Annotated in this window: 23 protein-coding genes; 12 read left to right on the top strand and 11 right to left on the bottom strand. The window is 44.8% G+C overall.

What is annotated here, in order from left to right; all coding sequences use genetic code 11:
• Nucleotides 1-293 precede the first annotated feature (293 nt).
• The 10 genes from NCY30_RS13080 to NCY30_RS13035 form a co-directional block, all read right to left on the bottom strand.
• Entirely contained in the window at nt 294-626 is a 333-nt protein-coding gene (locus NCY30_RS13080; RefSeq protein WP_005333498.1) for a DUF5301 domain-containing protein, read from the bottom strand.
• A complete protein-coding gene (locus tag NCY30_RS13075) occupies nt 583-1,419 on the bottom strand; it encodes an EcsC family protein (RefSeq protein WP_055304060.1) in 837 nt (278 codons plus the stop codon). The genes NCY30_RS13080 and NCY30_RS13075 overlap by 44 nt, the downstream gene beginning before the upstream one ends.
• 1 nt (nt 1,420) lies before the next feature.
• Nucleotides 1,421-1,780, bottom strand: coding sequence for a YccF domain-containing protein (locus NCY30_RS13070; RefSeq protein ID WP_005333494.1), 360 nt, complete (start codon nt 1,778-1,780; stop codon nt 1,421-1,423).
• A 3-nt stretch (nt 1,781-1,783) separates the two neighbouring features.
• Nucleotides 1,784-2,218 (bottom strand): hypothetical protein, encoded by a 435-nt coding sequence (locus NCY30_RS13065; protein ID WP_005333491.1) that lies wholly within the window; start codon nt 2,216-2,218, stop codon nt 1,784-1,786.
• Nucleotides 2,219-2,447: 229 nt separating this feature from the next.
• The gene (locus NCY30_RS13060) at nt 2,448-2,780 is read right to left on the bottom strand and encodes a hypothetical protein (RefSeq protein WP_005333489.1); all 333 of its coding nucleotides are present in this window, start codon (nt 2,778-2,780) and stop codon (nt 2,448-2,450) included.
• 3 nt (nt 2,781-2,783) lie between these two features.
• A complete protein-coding gene (locus NCY30_RS13055) occupies nt 2,784-3,074 on the bottom strand; it encodes a hypothetical protein (protein ID WP_022415108.1) in 291 nt (96 codons plus the stop codon).
• Between the two features lie 121 nt (nt 3,075-3,195).
• Nucleotides 3,196-4,092: a sensor histidine kinase gene (locus NCY30_RS13050; RefSeq protein ID WP_005333486.1), complete on the bottom strand. Its 897-nt coding sequence runs from the start codon at nt 4,090-4,092 to the stop codon at nt 3,196-3,198.
• Nucleotides 4,093-4,944: an ABC transporter permease gene (locus tag NCY30_RS13045; RefSeq protein WP_250818798.1), complete on the bottom strand. Its 852-nt coding sequence runs from the start codon at nt 4,942-4,944 to the stop codon at nt 4,093-4,095.
• Nucleotides 4,937-5,863, bottom strand: a complete 927-nt coding sequence (locus tag NCY30_RS13040) for an ABC transporter ATP-binding protein (protein ID WP_008373911.1) — start codon at nt 5,861-5,863, stop codon at nt 4,937-4,939. Before NCY30_RS13040 ends, NCY30_RS13045 begins: the two co-directional genes overlap by 8 nt.
• A 77-nt stretch (nt 5,864-5,940) precedes the next feature.
• Entirely contained in the window at nt 5,941-6,639 is a 699-nt protein-coding gene (locus tag NCY30_RS13035; RefSeq protein WP_250818797.1) for a response regulator transcription factor, read from the bottom strand.
• 325 nt (nt 6,640-6,964) lie between these two features.
• Here NCY30_RS13035 and NCY30_RS13030 point away from each other — a divergent pair, with 325 nt between their 5' ends.
• The 12 genes from NCY30_RS13030 (at nt 6,965) to NCY30_RS12975 (ending at nt 16,247) form a co-directional block, all read left to right on the top strand.
• A complete protein-coding gene (locus tag NCY30_RS13030; RefSeq protein WP_005333477.1) occupies nt 6,965-7,666 on the top strand; it encodes a single-stranded DNA-binding protein in 702 nt (233 codons plus the stop codon).
• Nucleotides 7,667-7,807: 141 nt separating this feature from the next.
• On the top strand, nt 7,808-8,584 hold the full coding sequence (locus NCY30_RS13025) for a hypothetical protein (protein WP_022415111.1): 777 nt from the start codon (nt 7,808-7,810) through the stop codon (nt 8,582-8,584).
• 16 nt (nt 8,585-8,600) lie between these two features.
• Nucleotides 8,601-10,412: an AAA family ATPase gene (locus NCY30_RS13020; protein ID WP_005333473.1), complete on the top strand. Its 1,812-nt coding sequence runs from the start codon at nt 8,601-8,603 to the stop codon at nt 10,410-10,412.
• A gap of 9 nt (nt 10,413-10,421) precedes the next feature.
• Complete coding sequence (locus NCY30_RS13015) at nt 10,422-10,688, top strand: helix-turn-helix domain-containing protein (RefSeq protein ID WP_005333471.1); 267 nt, start codon at nt 10,422-10,424, stop codon at nt 10,686-10,688.
• Nucleotides 10,685-12,802 (top strand): vWA domain-containing protein, encoded by a 2,118-nt coding sequence (locus NCY30_RS13010; protein WP_005333469.1) that lies wholly within the window; start codon nt 10,685-10,687, stop codon nt 12,800-12,802. Before NCY30_RS13015 ends, NCY30_RS13010 begins: the two co-directional genes overlap by 4 nt.
• A gap of 16 nt (nt 12,803-12,818) precedes the next feature.
• On the top strand, nt 12,819-13,505 hold the full coding sequence (locus NCY30_RS13005) for a hypothetical protein (protein ID WP_005333468.1): 687 nt from the start codon (nt 12,819-12,821) through the stop codon (nt 13,503-13,505).
• Between the two features lie 62 nt (nt 13,506-13,567).
• A complete protein-coding gene (locus tag NCY30_RS13000; RefSeq protein WP_005333466.1) occupies nt 13,568-14,086 on the top strand; it encodes an AbrB/MazE/SpoVT family DNA-binding domain-containing protein in 519 nt (172 codons plus the stop codon).
• A 19-nt stretch (nt 14,087-14,105) separates the two neighbouring features.
• Nucleotides 14,106-14,354, top strand: coding sequence for a hypothetical protein (locus NCY30_RS12995; RefSeq protein ID WP_005333464.1), 249 nt, complete (start codon nt 14,106-14,108; stop codon nt 14,352-14,354).
• A gap of 5 nt (nt 14,355-14,359) precedes the next feature.
• On the top strand, nt 14,360-14,938 hold the full coding sequence (locus tag NCY30_RS12990) for a hypothetical protein (protein WP_250818799.1): 579 nt from the start codon (nt 14,360-14,362) through the stop codon (nt 14,936-14,938).
• Complete coding sequence (locus NCY30_RS12985; RefSeq protein WP_250818796.1) at nt 14,919-15,296, top strand: hypothetical protein; 378 nt, start codon at nt 14,919-14,921, stop codon at nt 15,294-15,296. The genes NCY30_RS12990 and NCY30_RS12985 overlap by 20 nt, the downstream gene beginning before the upstream one ends.
• Nucleotides 15,296-15,910 (top strand): hypothetical protein, encoded by a 615-nt coding sequence (locus NCY30_RS12980; protein WP_250818795.1) that lies wholly within the window; start codon nt 15,296-15,298, stop codon nt 15,908-15,910. The genes NCY30_RS12985 and NCY30_RS12980 overlap by 1 nt, the downstream gene beginning before the upstream one ends.
• A 52-nt stretch (nt 15,911-15,962) precedes the next feature.
• Nucleotides 15,963-16,247 (top strand): elongation factor Ts, encoded by a 285-nt coding sequence (locus tag NCY30_RS12975; RefSeq protein ID WP_250818794.1) that lies wholly within the window; start codon nt 15,963-15,965, stop codon nt 16,245-16,247.
• Nucleotides 16,248-16,279: 32 nt separating this feature from the next.
• Here the strand turns inward: NCY30_RS12975 and NCY30_RS12970 are convergent, their stop codons facing one another.
• Nucleotides 16,280-16,651, bottom strand: a complete 372-nt coding sequence (locus tag NCY30_RS12970) for a winged helix-turn-helix domain-containing protein (protein ID WP_250818793.1) — start codon at nt 16,649-16,651, stop codon at nt 16,280-16,282.
• Nucleotides 16,652-17,033: the final 382 nt, after the last annotated feature.

Raw genomic sequence — 17,033 nt, 5'->3', positions numbered from 1 at the left:
TGTAATGACACCAATGAAATATCATGAGCAATATACAAAAGCAGCATAAAATATCGCCAGCCATAGCATGGCTGACGATACAAAAATTTATTATTTTTTATTGTCCTCTTGACGGGGAGCATACCACTGCATCACCCCTACAGTTCTGGCGGCTCATTTTATTATAAATAACCTCTCTTATTTCTATCAAACAATAGTGTTTGTATCCGCTTCAATGCCATGAGCATTTGCTCCGGGAATGTCTTAGTTAAACTTGAAAGAATTAGATTTTCATTCTCATTACACAAATATTATTAGATAACCAATTCAGAAATATCAATGCTCGTTTTATAGTTTTGTTTTACTCCGCCAGGAGAAGTAATAAAAATCGTAGCATATTCCCCATTTTCATAAAGGGTAATTTCTTTTATATCTTTTTCTTCATCTTGGTTCGTAGTATCGCAATAAAATTTTATGGTATATTTAGGGTTCATACCTATGCTTTTTTCTGTCTCTTTCCATGATTTTATATTTAAAGCAGAAATAACCTTGTCTATATTATGCTTATCATCATACTTTACCAGCAATTCCTTATTTGCGGCATCATATATCTCTATAACTTTTACACCTTTTACATAATTGTCCATTCTCTGCCTTTTTCCGCCCCGCCAGATACCTGTGCCGGTATTTCAGCTCTGCATACTCTGTGATCCGTTTCATGTAGACTGCATCATAAGCTCCGCCTACAACACCAACCACCGGAATTCCCTGTAAGAACTTCATATACAGAAGCTCTTTTGACAAAGCGCCCGCCGTTTGTTCGATCTGCTCCTTATCCTGATACTCTTCCGGCAGTATTCCGTTTCTGATAAATTCATTTACTTTCCCGTCAATCTCACAAAGTGTATCCCCATAGGATACTGCTCCCCGGATCAATAATAAGATAAAATATTTTTCTTCCCTGCTTTCATAGCTGTATCCATACTGCAGAGCAGTCTCATAAATATTCTTTAAAATCATCCCTGTAAATACCGGAATATCCGGCAGACCGATTCCCAATACGCCCATCCCGATTCCAGACACACCGGATAGCAGTAAATTCTTTGTTCCCGTATCTCTTGCCTTTTTAGAAAAAGAGCGGAGGGATTTGGAATTCTGCTTTACATCCGCCATATACTGCCGCACCTGATAATCCTGCTCCAGTTTTGTCCGCTGATACGTCTTTTCAATAACCCCGGTTCCTTTCTCGAAAATCAGAGCAAATGCCTTCGCAAAAGCGGTATCCAATGTTTTCTGAAGTTTCGGCGGTATCTTTTCCTCCAGTTTCTGATTCAGAATGCTCTCCCTTTTCTCTGAACGCTTCTGAAGGAATCTCTGCTCCTGTACTTCCAGCTTTTCCCACTCCTTCTGAAGCGGTGTCCTTTTATCAAATAATCGCATCTTAATACACCTCCGCACCAAACGGCATCAATGCCAGTTTCGCCAGTTTAAACTGCTGTAAACCAAACGGGATTCCGATAATCGTCACACATAAAGCTGTACCCAACGCCAGATGCTCCAGTGCAAGAGGCAGACCGGATACAATCAGCCAGATGATATTCAAAAGGAACGAACCAGCTCCGCCACCATACTGCACCTCTTTTCCAAAGGGGAAAAAACTAAGCGCCGCAAATTTAAAACACTGCATCCCCACCGGAATCCCCACAACGGTAATACACCAGAGACAACCTGCCAGACACCAGCTCAGCCCACTGACTGCGCCGCCAAACACAAACCACAACACATTTCCCAGGCATCCCATATGCTACACCTCCCCATTCATCCGATTTTTCACATCAGCAAGTATCTTTTCTATCCGGTTGATGGCATCATCCACCTGTTCTCTTGCATCTGCAATCTTGCTCTGCACCATATAATCTGCCACCAGCCCGTCCAGAAAGAAATCCGCAAAGGAAAGGAAGCTGCCGATTTCCATGCGCAGATCCAAGGAAACCTGCACATCTCTTAATTCTCTCTGAAAACGCTGAATATCGCTTTTCGCCTGTTCCATCAACGCAGCTGCGTCATTCATTTTAGAATGCTTCACAAAGTCACTGATAAAGCCTCCTCCAAGCATATCAAAAATGCCCCAGTTTCTCGCACTTCCCAACTTATCCCTTGCTGCGTAAAGGCTCTGAAGCGCCCGCTCCCCTGCCTGTACTGCTTCCTGCATTTCCCGTTTCATCATTTCGTTACTCATCGTTTATCCTCTCTTTCTTTTTAGCAGACTATTGCGGCAGATTTTCTATATTTCATAATAAAAAAAGACTCCTATCATGACCTCTGCCACAATAAAAGTCTTGCTATCTCATTTGCTACGGGTATCTCTCGATACCGGTTGTCGGTTACAAAACCACCTCTTTCAAGGCGTTCAGCTACTCCCTTTTTTGCTTGAGATGAATATAACATATTGGAAATAATTTGTCAAATCATGCATTTTTCTTTTCCAACCGTTCCGCTTCTCTGGCAAATACATGCGAGATATCAAACAGTTCCGGTACATCTGATATGGTACACACATTCACACAATAATTGAGCCATGGAAATTCTTTTGTCATCTGATAAATAACTGCCATGGCTTTTGCTTCTGACATTGCTTCCACCGAATGATATCCCGATCCCTGAATATGCTCAAATCCGTTTGCTTCAAAAAAGTCCCTTACATCCGCATATGCATTATGCCAGTCACCTTTCGGATAATATTCCTTTAGTGCTTGTGTATTCAGGTCAAAATTGATGCCTTTCCTCTGTAAGCTGTCCATCTGTTAGTTCCTTATAAAGTCTGTAATCAGGTTCTCCTTTTCTGTTCCGTTATACCAGAAACACTCTAACAAATTCTCTGCAATTCCTACGGAGTTTTTCAACTGAAAGATTGCTGCCCAGAATCTTCCATAGTCCTGCTTGCGTCCCCGGTCAAGATAAATCCTGCTTCCAAGGGCTTTGACTGCACAGCTTAAATCCTCCTGCTCAAAAATCTGATCTGCCTGTTCACACATCTGATTTACCGTTTCCGGAGCGAGCTTGCTTGTATCAAATTTAAGTTCTACTTTATACATTATACTCATCCTTTCATACAACAAATGACTGAGTGACTCTTCTCTTTCTACTGTAATTCTACCATGAAACCTATATAAAGTCATTCCCCATTTTCACTTGCTTTAATATAAATTTTTCCTTTTATTTTGGAAACACAATCTCCACACAGAACTCATTCCCTTCTATCCGGGCGCTGATTTTCCCATCCATACGAAGTACCAGCTCTTTCGCAATTGATAAGCCGAGACCGCTGGAAGTCTTACTGCGTGCTTCATCCGCTTTATAAAACCGTTCAAACACCTGATCTACATTTATTTTTTCCACATGACATACTTGATTTTTTATCTGTATCCGGATGTTGTTTTCAACTTCTTCCAGTGAAATACTGATTTTCTTCTCCCCGTGATCCAGTCCGTTTTTTATGATATTCTGAAAAATTCTCTGGATTCCCTGTTCATTTCCGTTCATAAACAGCAGTTTATCTGTAATCTGTATCTCCGGTTCAATTCCTCTGCCCGTCCATTCATCGTAGTAGGAAAATATGGTATCTTTCAAAATCTTGTTGATACAGCAGGATGACATTTCCAGATGAAAAGAATCGTTTTTAAGTTTTGTAAAAGTAAATAATTCTTCCAGCATTTCTTTCAGGCTGCCGATTCTCTCCTGTATGATCTTCATATACCGTCTCTGCTCTTCCTGGTCTTCACAGGTTTCCATTAACTGAAAATATCCGTCAAGGGATGTCAAAGGAGTACGGATATCATGTGAGAGATTTGTATATGTATCCGAAATCATCTCCTCTTTCTTCAAGTATTCCTTCTTTTCCCTTCGCTTCAGTTCCAGCCATTCGTTTAAAACATCTGCCAACTCACCAATGCCTCCAAAATCCATTTCTCTGGTAATCAGCATGTTGCTGTCGTGCTTCATCAGAAACGACAACTGGCGGCAGATGTCTTTCACCTGCCGCTGGTATTTCCAAAATAACATTCCTTGTACCAGTATCACTGCTATCAATAGCACGAACCCTAGTTTTATCATTTAGATATCTCTCTTTCTGAATACCCATGCTGTCAGTAATGTAACCACGATTCCGAACGCCGCCGCAATCACAACTGCCATCAGGCATTCCTTATTGGTCGGTGACATGGATAAAAGTGCAATCTTTCCTGTCACTGTATATTTCAAAATCTGGAAATTCTCCACACCTGCCTTCTGGATCAAATGATTGATCACTCCGTATAAGACAATCATGGTATTCATGCACAGGCAGATAACAATCGTCATGCTGAACACGTTGCTGTTCAAAACCACCGCAATCGCCATACTGATTAGTACCAGTGCATAATGAAGCAAAATCTGAATACCAAAGTATCTCAGCAACTCGCTTCCATTCCCCCACTCCAGATATCCGAAGTACATCTGCTGTGCAATAATCTGAATGATGAAATAAAGCAGCATGGTAACAGTCGTATACACAAACAACACGGAAGCTTTGGAAAAGATCAGGTTTCTCCGGCTCCTTACCTGCCCGCCGATATTTTTAATATAACCGCTTCCTATATCTGCACTGGAAAACAGCACTGTAAAAATCACCAGAAACAACGCCACAAACTTTGCCTGCAGGTTTGCATATACCTGATCAAAGACCGTTACTTTTTCTCCCGGCTGTGTCGGCAGGAATACGGACATTCCCATATTGATGGTTTCTGGTTTCACTGTTTCTGCAATGCTTTCTGTCTGCTGTTGTTCCGCTTCCTTGTTCATCGTATCAATATCCAGTTTCGACATGGATGTGGAGAAGAATATAGCTGCCGCCATCACAATCCATACCACATACATACTTTTTGTCCGGACCATCCGGTACAGATCCATTTTTATCATATTAAGCATTTTGATTCCCTCCTGTCAGATTCAAGAAATAGGTTTCCAGTTCTTCACTGGTAATGGAAATTCCATTGACCAAAATTCCTGCTTTTGCCAGTTCCATATTGACATTGGCGCTTTCATTCAATCGTTCAAATATATGGATATGGCTCTTATCTGTAACCTGATAGTTGGTAAATCCCATTCTGTCCAGAATCGGGACTGCCTGCTCCGGATGGATTAACTCTATTTCAATCCGTTCACTGCAGCGTTTCATCAGTTCTTCGCTTGTCAGCTCCTGCAGAAGACTTCCATTATGGATAATTCCATAATCCGTTGCAATCTTAGATAATTCCTCTAAAATATGACTGGATATCAAAATCGTCATATTCCGTTCATCTCGCAGTCTCTGTATGGTATCACGCACCTCTGCAATTCCCTGGGGATCAAGCCCATTGATCGGTTCATCAAGGACCAGGAGATCCGGCTCCCCGACCAGTGCCAGCCCGATTCCGAGACGCTGCTTCATTCCAAGGGAAAAATGTTTCGTTTTTTTCTTTCCGACACCTTCCAGTCCGACCGTCTCTAAGATATCTTCGATGTATCCCTTTTTCCGAATACCAAACAATTCACATTTTATTTTCAGGTTTGTATATGCATTCATGTTGCCATACAGCCCCGGTGCTTCAATCAGACACCCCACACGAGAACGAATCCTCTCCAGTTCTTTTCCTTTACACCCGAACATCTCAATCTCTCCGGCTGTCGGTCTTGCAAGTCCACTGATCATCTTCAGGCAAGTCGTCTTTCCCGCACCGTTCCGTCCGATAAATCCATAGATAGCACCCTTTTTTATGTGAAGGTTTACTTTATCCACTGCCTTATGATGACCATACTGCTTCGTCAATCCATTTGTACTTAATAACAATTCACTCAATGCTTTCATCTCCTTTTCTTATCTGCTGTTATCATATCGGATAAATCCTAATCAAACGCAAATAAATAGTAAAAAAAGAGTAAAGATTAAGAATGCAGACGGTAGCCGATTCCCCATACGGTATCAATATATTCCTCCTGCGTTACTGCTTTTATCTTTTTCCGGATATTGCTGATATGTACATCCAGTGTCTTTGTCTCTCCCATATAGTGTTCATCCCACGCATATTCAAAAATCTCTTCTTTGCTGAAGACCTGTTTCGGATGCTCCAGTAAAAGCTCCAGAATTGCAAATTCCTGCTTTGTAATTTTGGGAAGCAGCACTCCGGCAATCCGGACTTCAAAGCGCTCACGGTCCAGTTCCAGGTTTTTATATGACACGCTTTTATGTTCCGGCTCCTGCTGCATATGGCGGCGCTGAACCTGAATCCGGGCAAGCACCTCCTGTATCTCAAACGGTTTTGTAATGTAATCATCTGCCCCACTGGTAAGAAGCCCGATTTTTTCATCCAATCCGTCTTTGGCTGTCAGGACAATAACCGGCGTATTGCCCTGTTTCCGAATCTGGGCAAGCACCTCTTCTCCTGAAATTCCCGGAAGCATCAGATCCAATAGAATCAAAGAAAAGCCCGCCTTATCCATCTGGAACAGCATCCTCGCTTCCGTCCCGGAAAAAGCCTGTACCGTCTCATACCCTGCTTTCTGTAATGCCGTATATAAAAGATTATTGATATCCGTATCGTCTTCTACAATCAGAATTCTGTTTTTCTGCTCCATTTTTCTCATCCTTCCATTTTCCGATTTAAACAATATTATATTGCACTTTTATAACTATGTCCAAAATTCTTTTGATATTATCCTTCCACCTCGTCTACATATGCTATATATAGTTCTAATTCTTTTGACATATGCTATATCTTGTGTTAATATAATCTTGTATTTAAGTTTTTGTGCTGTCCCGTCATGGGAGTCTGGACCATTCATCCAGAAGCATATGCAGTTTAAGTTTGGAAAATCGTGTCATTATACTGCCGTTTTATACGGTGCTATAATGGCACTTTTTTTATTTTAATCTATTTTAACGCCCAAAGAGGCAGAAAGGAGAATTTTTATGTCAGCAATTTTAACAATTTTAGGGAGGGCCACAAGAGATCCTGAGATGCAGCAAGGAAAAAATTCCGGTACGGAATATGTTTCTCTGGACATTGCAGTTTCACAGCGAGGCCAGGATGGAAAGGAAGAAACCATTTACTATCAGTGCTATTTTAACAAGTTCCTTGCAGAACGCTTAGCAAAAGCAGGCGTAAAGAAAGGAACCGGGCTGATGATCTATGGTGATCTGGAGCTTCATCCGTTCATTTATCAGAAAGGAAAGAATGCGGGGCAGGCAAATGCCGGTCCGAGGATCAATGTCAAGGACTGGCACTTTGTACCATCCAACCGTTCTGACAGCAATACCGGACATCCGGGTGCAAACCAGAACAGCCAGCCGAATGGTGGTGCGGCAACGCCCGGTGCAGCCGGCAATGGCAGCTACCCAATGCAGGGAAATCCCAATGGCAGCTACCAGAATCAGGCAATGCCTGGCGGCTATCCACAGCAGGGAATGGCTCCTGCTAACGGTGCCTACACGCCTCCTGCAAATGGCGGACAGTATCAGGCTCCGCCAAACGGAACCGGTCAGCCACAGAGCAGCTACCCGCCGCAGGGCAGTTATACCGGAATGCCAAATTACGGAGGTATGCCGGGCAGTCAGCCAACTGACGGCTTTCAAAATGTGCCGGAACAGATGGCATCCCAGTTGCCCTATTAACTCTCAAGGAACCCTATGTTGAGGAATTGCATTTATCATCTTTGTGATGATGCAGTTCCTCTTTTTCATGTCCGGAAGCGGCGATTTCCCATCCAGCTTCCGGGCTTGTCTAAGAATCATGAATCAGAAAGGAATCAGCTCATGAAAAAATCAAATCGAAAAAAATTCTTACAGTTTGTCGTGCTTGTACTGTTTCTTGCAGCACTTTTCGTACCACAGGATGCCAACCGGCTTCTGATTGCAGGCATTGCCCTGATCGGTATCGGAGTCACGCTGTTCAGTTATCTTCTCCCGCTTTTCACGGAACGCCTGAAAAACAGGGAGCATAAGCTACGAAAACGCCCAGAAAGAACTCGTCATCTGGAAGGAACACCTGATCTGGAAACCATTCTCTGGAGACAGATCAAATTCCAGATTACCGGAAAGCTCAAGGAAGCCTTCCCGGATGCCACATGGGATTTTGTGAAAGAACCACCGCTCTCCCAGATACTGGATGGGGAACCATTACGGATTCGCACACGGAATACCGGAAGTTATAATTTTGCGGAAATTCTCATGGATGCCCGTGGCAGTCTGACGCTTCAGATGATGACCATTGAATCCTTACATAAAAAGGAACCGTCAGAAGGAAATCCGGATTCCAGACCAGCCGTTAATCCCAAATCATGGTATTCCCTGATTGGGAAACCGCTACTGATGGAATTGGTCGGTGACTTACAGGCAAGGGGCTATGAAAAGCTGTTTATCAACGAGCAGGGAGATGTCTATATTCTGAACGGCACTGAACCGGAAGTCCGGGGAAAGCTGGAACATTTCCCGCCCAAAGATTACTGGGGCGAATTGACGGAGATTTTTACTGAAGATGAATTGACCACAGAAGAGACCGAGCAGGCACTGGAACTGTCCTGGATCTCATAAGAAGGAGGAACGAATCATGGCAAATAACATCGTAGCAACCTGGGGGTTCAAACGCAAACTCCCGGAACCATTTGAGGATTATACGGACCATGCAATCTTTGATGACATTGCATCCAAATACTGTACTCAGCCACGGAAAAAATCCACGCTTCATGCAGCTACCCTGCGGGCAGTCCTTGCTTATCTGGAGCTGGAAAACCCGGTTGGCAGTACCCCGCCGGAAAAGCTTGGGGCGGTCGGTACCCAATCCAACAATTTTGTTGTGGCGGAATATCCGAGCAAAACCGGTGATCTTCAGGTGGTTGTCTACAACCAGCTAAACGGAAAGTTTTACGGAGGCTGCTATACTCCTCCGCCGGATGTGGAAAGCACACCGGAAAAATACGAATTTAAAGACTCCAAACAGTCCGGTGCGGCTCTGCTGTTCGCACTGATGCCGGTTTTTCTGGCAGATGAAGAGTGTAATGAAAAGTATCAGGAATTAAAAGCGCACCGGGACAACGGTTATCCCGATCTGGACGCCGCTGCGGAAACAGCAGCCGTTCTCTGCGACAACATTTACCGGAGAACCCGCTATGCATCAGGTCTCCCGACCGGTGGTGTTAAGATTGACCTTCCGGCAAACGGCGTATTGTCGCTGATCAAACCGTTAAATATCCAGAAGGGGGTCTATGCACCAACCGAAGTGCTCCATGGAGACTTTCAGGTGTTACGTCCAGGAAGTGGATTTAAGAAAGCACAGGCAGCCATTTCCAGAGATGATTTTGTTGGGAAATTTATCCTGACCGCATCCCGAAGGCTGTCTCCGGAAGAGGAGGTATCTGTTCCGACATTGGCAGAGTGGTACATCATCCCTCCGGAAATCAAACGGATCTGCGAACACGCAAAACTGACAACGGATACCACACAGCCGATGCGGAATTTTCTTTTACGGGGACCGGCAGGTACCGGAAAGACCGAAGGAGCCAAAGCCATTGCTTCCGCACTTCACCTTCCTTACCGCTGCATTACCTGTTCCGCAAATACAGAGGTATTCGACCTTTTAGGTCAGATTCTTCCGGATGTGGACGGAAAACGCACCCGGCTTCAGCGGCAGTACCCGTCTTTTCAGGAAATCCAGTTAGATCCCTCCGGTGCCTATCAGAAGCTGACCGGAAACTATGATGAAGAAATTTCTGCCGAGGACACCTACCAGAAGCTGATCGATACGATTTTTGATGAAATGCACAGCTATTATAAGGAACACACCTCCGGACAGAACTTCCAGTATGTGGATACGCCTCTAGTCGAAGCCATCCGCTATGGGTATATTCTTGAGATACAGGAGCCTACGGTCATTGCTAATCCCGGTGTACTGGTTGGACTTAACTCCCTTTTAGACCGCTGTAACAGCGTATATCTTCCAAACGGAGAAACCATCCACCGTCATCCGGATACGACCATCGTAATCACCACAAACAATGACTATGCAGGCTGTAAACAGATGAACCAGTCTGTCATTTCCCGAATGAACCTTGTGATTGATCTGGATGAACCGGATGAGGATACACAGGTAGAACGTGCCATGGCTGTTACCGGATGCAAGGATGCAAAAACGGTACGTCTGATGACACGCATTGTCAAATCCATGGCTGTCTACTGCCGGGAAAATCTCATTACAGATGGCTGCTGTGGCATGAGGGAGCTGATTTCCTGGGTGCAGTCCTACATGGTCTGCGGGGATATCCGGGAAGCGGCCCGTTACACGGTGCTTGCCTCTGCCTCTGCCGATGCTGAGAACCGTACGGAAGTGGAAGAAAGCTGTCTGGATACTGTGCTTGCTGCGTAGGACACGCCTATGAGAAAAGCAGCACTCACAGAAGCCCAGATCCGAAAGCATCTGGCAGATAATCTGTCTTATCTCCGGCAAGCCAAAACACCGAAGTTATCACAAAAGGCAGTTGCCAGAATCTTAAATCTTCCCCCGAAAACCATTATGAATTATGAAAATGCAAACTCCTCCCCGATGGCTTATGCCGTCCTTCGCCTTGCTGTGTATTACGGCTGCACGATGGAGGAACTGCTGACAAAAAATCTAAGAAAAGAAAGGAAGAATATCACGTGAATCACAGCCAAAGAAATTTAAAGAAACTAATCCGGGCAAAAGAGGATTCCATTGCGGATGAGGAGTTATTCCTCTCCGCTGCCTATCAGAAGTACCAGACCTCCCTTGCCAGAGCCGTTACCGGACGTTACCGGTATGGACTGCAGGTACTGCTGGACTGGGACATTTCCGAACAGGCAGGCGTTGCATATACCGACAATTATAAGGTACATCTCAACGCAGCGAACCCGATCACCCAGTCTTTCCCCACCCGTTTCTTACGTTCCCAGAGCCTGACAGGGCTCACCGGGCATGAAGTGGGGCACTTACTCTATTCTGATTTCACAGCCCACGCTGTTCATCTGAGGAGTCTGGAAAACGGTTCCTTCTATCCGAAGGAGCCGGAGCTATCCCTTCCAGCTTATCAGACAGCACTGGAGGAGATCAAAGAAGTGTTAGAAGAAAAGGACAAAGCCGGATGCCTGACACTGGCACGATGCGCCGCAACTTTTCAAAACATTCTGGAAGACATCCATATTGAAGACCGTATGTGTGAGGAATTCCACGGCACCTTCCGACAGGGGATTGAACTCAATAACCTGCGTATGTCCGAACAGATTCCTTCCATACAGGAACAAATTGACAAAGAATACCAGCCATTTTCCATCATTGCCAACCTGATCCTTTCCTATTGCCGGACCGGAAACATCAACAATCCCACCGGCTATCAGGGGGATTATCTGGATACCATTTCCGATTGTACCGATCTTCTGGATACGGCAATGGAATCGGAAAAAGGCACTGACCGGATGCTGGTTTCCAATGCGCTCTTAGCCCTGACCTGGAACTATATCCAGCCGCTCATCGAAAAAACACGGGAGGAATTGGAAATGCATGGCGAGGATTCCGCTGCCGATGCTCTGGAAGATCTTCTAGGGGATGAAGTCAGCAGCGGCGCTCCTCTTCCGACCGGAAAAAGCGGTGCCATTCCAAAGAATATCAAACCAGCTTCCCCAAAAGGAAGCGGGAATGATGAGGGCAATGCTCCTTCCGGTCCACGTACCAAAGAGGATGCTATAGAGGAAGCCAAACAGGTGCTTTCGGAAGAAGGCGGGCGCATCGCTCTTACAAAGACCAATACCATTCTGGATGAAAACAACCCCGGCGTCACTTATGTCAGTCAGTATCAGGGCAGCGGCTATGAGCATGCTGCAGAGGATCTGTTCCGGATCTTGAACGATGTGGCTGCAGAAAAGGTGCAGGAAGACTGTCAGACGGAACTGACCGAGGAACTGCAGAAAACAGCCAATGATATTCATTACGGCAATGCCCATGCAGGCATCCATGTTACCATCCATCGCCTGACCAGTGTTTCCGATTACCTGAAGAATGAATACCAGACAGTTGCTCCCCCGCTCCTGCGGGCTTCCAAAAAGCTGCAAAGCACCATCCTGCCGCTTTTGAAAGAAGAACAGCAAGGCGGAAAGCAGAAGAATCTCCTGTTTGGAAAACGTCTGGACTCCCATGCTCTCTATAAGACAGACGGAACCATCTTTACCAGAACCAGACTTCCAGGAGAGGAAAAACGTCTGGCTGTTGCCCTCCTGATTGACGAGAGTGGTTCGATGGGTTGGGGTGACCGGATGACACATGCAAGAAAGACTGCCATTGTCCTTTATGATTTCTGTAAAAGCCTCGGTATCCCTATCACCATTTACGGGCATTCCACGGATGCAGGCGGCGTTGCTCTTTACTCCTATGCAGAATTTGATTCTGTGGACAATGAGGACTGTTACCGGCTGATGGATATGTGCGACCGCAACGGGAACCGGGACGGCGCAGCTCTCCGCTTCGTAGCAGAGCATTTGTGCACACGCCCGGAGCTTCAGAAGCTGCTGATCCTGATTTCTGACGGTCAGCCAGCCGATTACGGCTACAGCGGAACGGAAGCAGAGGCAGATCTGCGGGGCATCAAGAAAGAATACGAAAAACGGGATGTCATCCTGTTTGCGGCTGCCATTGGTGACGATAAGGAAAATATCCGCAGGATTTACAAGGACGGATTCCTGGATATCACGAAACTGGAAGAGCTTCCAAAGAATATGGCACAGCTTGTCAAACAGCATCTCAAATAAAGGAAGGTGAATACTCATGAATGAAACTTATCAAAACCGGATTACCGACCAGATCTGCAAGATCCAGAATGACCGGGCACTCATTGCCTTTTATGACCGGCTCCGCTACGCACCACTCGGCAACTATGCACAGCTACATGCCAAAGGGGAATATCAGGAAAACGGGCATAAAGTACATTCTTTAATCTGCATCACCATTCAGGATTATTCCAACGGTACCGGAGACCGGAATATCATCACCCGTTTCAACCTGGCACCGGAACAGATCCAGTTCCTCTTAACCCGGATCACTTCCGGTTTTCAGGAATTTGAATGGAGCCAGAGCAAGATCTACGGCAATCCCGATCAGAACGGTTATTCCACAGCCCAGATGTTTTATATCTCCAGACATCCCTATGATTCCAAAGGGCAGCCTATGAAAAGCCCATGGAAAATCCAGATTGTAAATGGGAAAGGCATCAAAGCACAGAATAAGAACGGTGGTTCCTACATGCAGCCACGCAGCTTCCAGTCCGAAAAGACGACAGCCATCCAGCTTACCGACATGGATCTGTTCACGCTTCTGAAGCGGACGGATTCCTATATTTCCAACTGGGAAACGGTGATTGCTGCATCACTGATCAATAACGGAAAACGGATGCTGGCAGACCAGCAGAACAGTCAAATGCAACAGACAGCACAGGCTCCGCCTTACGCTGCCTAAATTTTCAGAAGAGAAGCGGTACTTTACTGCTTCTCCTCTTTTTAAGAAAGGAGACTTTAGTTATGAATATTGCACTCATCCGGACCATGGACTCTCAGGGGCGTATCGTCATCCCTGCAGAAATCCGGAAACAAATGAAGCTCTCAGACGGAGATGCACTGGAACTGGAAAATGTGGGAATGGAGCTGCTTTTACGCAAATGCCCTACCCACTTAAACGGAAAAGAGGAAATGGCTTCCTATCTTTCCGTCCTCTACAGTGTCATCCACTGTGGTATCGCAATTTGCAGTGAGGCTCACATACTCGTATCTGCGGGCATCTATCTTCCGGAAGGCACTCCCGTTACAGAAGAACTCGCCGAATTGGTTGCGGACGGCCAGGAACTGATCTCTGCTGAGAACTGCCCTGTCTACCCGGTATCCAACACCCGTCAACCGGTTTGTGCTTTTTTCCCGATTTTAAGGGAAGACAGAGAGCCGCTGGCACTTCTTCTCTGTTCCAGAACCGGACAGCATTTATCCGAGATGGAATTGGGATGCGCTAAACTGGTCGCTGCCGTAATTGCAAACAAAATTAAGTAAGGAAAGGAGCGTGAAATCAATGAAGAATACAAATATAACCTTACACACCACCCAAAAGAAAGAATATGTCCTCACCGGAATCCTGTCCCTGCCCCTCCATCTGGGAGAACGGGCGTGGATCTATAGTTATAACCAGACCTTTGCTACCAGTCCGGTGCAGAGTATTCTGGAAGTATCCGAAAACGGTGTGGTATTTGAGACCTGCAACAGTATTTACCGTCTCAGCTACACCCGTGTTCCGATGGAGCTGGAGGCGATGTGTGCTTGACAAGAATGGAAGAACTGGAGAGCTGCCTTTCGGGGCTCCTCTCCACCTTAAAGAAGAACCGGGAACATGTGCCTCTGGAAGTGCTGAAGACACAGTATAAGCAGCCGTATGAAGAACTGGTCAGAAACATCAACCTGACCGCTTCTGCCTATGCAAAATCTGTGCTGCTCCACCGGCTGGTCCTGAATCCGGATGCAGATGTGGAGGAACAATGTACCGTCATCAACCAGATGATACAAACTTCCGGGATGCTGAAGAAAATCAGCTCCTGCATGTCCAAAACCTATGATGTAGGACAGATGTATCCTCTGATACTGGAACTACGCCATATGGTCGAACAGGCACTCTGGCCCTACGTAAATCAAGCTACCTGTCTGGTCGCAGATTTGGATGATATAGAAAAAGAACCGATTCTTTATAACCTTTTGACACACGCAGTTTATGAAAATGATACCTGGATTCATCGGGAAATCGACCTGCGCTGGAAACTGCTGGTGCATCTTACTCCCGAACAAAGAGAATCCGTACCACCAGCCAATTGTAATATGAATGGAGGAATTTACCATGAAAGAACAATCATCTAATCCTTGCGAAAAAGTCTCATTTATTTTGACTTATGACCAGTTTGAAGCTGCCTATAACATCTACCGGGAACAATTTATTTCCTGTGACTTCATCCGCCGCACCTTGGAACGTCTGGAGGAAGGAATCGGACTTTGCAACCTTCCATATGAAACGCTGCATGATAATCCAAACCTTCTTCATGAAGCATACCTGCAGTTTCTCCGACTGGAAGACTGCAATGTAGCTTACAATGACACGCTGGAGCAGGTGATTGATGCAATCGAACAACGGCTTGCCACTGGCACCTTATCCCCTGTAAACCTTACGGTTTCCAACCAGAATATGGGTGAAACTTTTGAAACGGAGGTGGATGTGTAATGGCAAATATCTGCTGTGATGATGTGATCTTTTATACAGAAGGAAATCCGGAAGGACTATATGACTTGTGGGAGGATCTGGAAACCCACATCATTCTGAACCAGAATCCTGATTTATGCTGGATTGGCAATTTATTTTCCCACAAGAAAATAGATTCCACCGGAATATCTCTTCGTGGAAATGTCAGCTACATGGAATGGAATGATACGTATATTCTGTTGTCCTTATCAACTGCCTGGTCACCGCTTTACGAATCATATCAGGCAATCGCTGCAGCATATCATCTTTCCTTTGTGATGCAGAGCATGGAACCTGGAGAACGGATCTACTACAACACAGATGCCGCTCACATTTTCTTTCCTGACCGGTACTGTATCCGCTTATATGAAGAAAGCCTGGTAACTCCATCCGGTATCACCATCGGGGAAAAGCTGGAAGACGGAGAACCGTTTGCATCCGAACAGGATGTAATAAATCGGTTCCGGGACTGCGGATATCCGGCAGACACACTAAAAGAATTACGACTTATGCTGGATGAGGATGACATCACCATATTTGAATTTACAAATCCTTATCTTAGCAAGCATACAGAAATCGGAGGAAAATGTGCATGAAACTTTATATCTTAACCAGTTACAACATTATCAGATTTAAAGGAGGAACACCATGACTGATTTGGAACTGGATGTCTGGAATGCATGGCTCAGGGAACGTCAGGAACATCTGGAAGAAACCCTGTCCAATATCTCACCATCGGAAGAACCCTGCAGATATTACCTGCTAACCGGATATATTCAGGGAATGCTAGAAGCTCTTACCATGCTTACGACTGTTGAGGATGGGAAACGCTTCAAGATCAAACTGGAGCAATTTCGCCAGAAGCTGCTCCTCTCTGGAGATTACGATGCTGCCGGTAACTATAAACCGACAGCGAAGAAAACTGCTGTTTAAAGACTTCGAGCCGCCCAATCGGACGGCTCTTTTTATGCCCGGAAACGGTATCCTACACCACGTATCGTTTCTATGTAGTACGGTTCTTCCAGATTTTCTTCTATTTTCTTTCTCAGATTCTTGACTAACCCATATACTGCTTTTTTTATCTCTTCCTTTAAATCCGGTTGACGGATTTCCTTAAAATTTATGATTTTCGTGACACGTGTCAAATCCTGTTTCACTTCTATATCAAGTTTTTCAATTCCCCAAATGTCTTTTGCTATCTCATTTACGTCTGTCTCTTTTAAACGAACCAGATAATCTATCAGATGCTCTACATACAACAATGTTTTTGCCTGTACAATTCCTTTTCCACCATTCGTTTTTTTATAGGACTCCGTTAATGGCAATCCCTGTTTCATAAGCCAGATTTTCATTTGTTGAATCCATTTTGTTTTATCACAGTCCAAGAAACTCTCTGGTTTATTCCTTTGCTTATACTCTTCTTCCTCTGGAGCTCCTTTCATATTTTCAAACAACTGTCGCATAATCTGCATAACTACATCATCTATGTTTCTTAATTGTTCTTTGTGCTTATTTTTTTTATTTTTCCAGTACTTTCCATTTGTAAATATCAATATAAAAAATCAAAGATTTTCCAATAAAAATTCACTTTTATTTTTTATCCATCAACCTCTCACCTACTATCATAGATATTGCAATAAACGTCAATGTCAATCCAATTATCGCTATATCTGTCTTTTTCTGCATAGAAAATAGTGCAAGACTGACACAGTATAATAT

Origin of the sequence: Dorea sp. MB18-49, assembly GCF_023669465.1 — a bacterium.
Taxonomy (GTDB): domain Bacteria; phylum Bacillota; class Clostridia; order Lachnospirales; family Lachnospiraceae; genus Dorea_A; species Dorea_A longicatena.
Note: the sequence above shows the minus strand (reverse complement) of the source record. Positions and strands in the feature narration are given on the sequence as shown.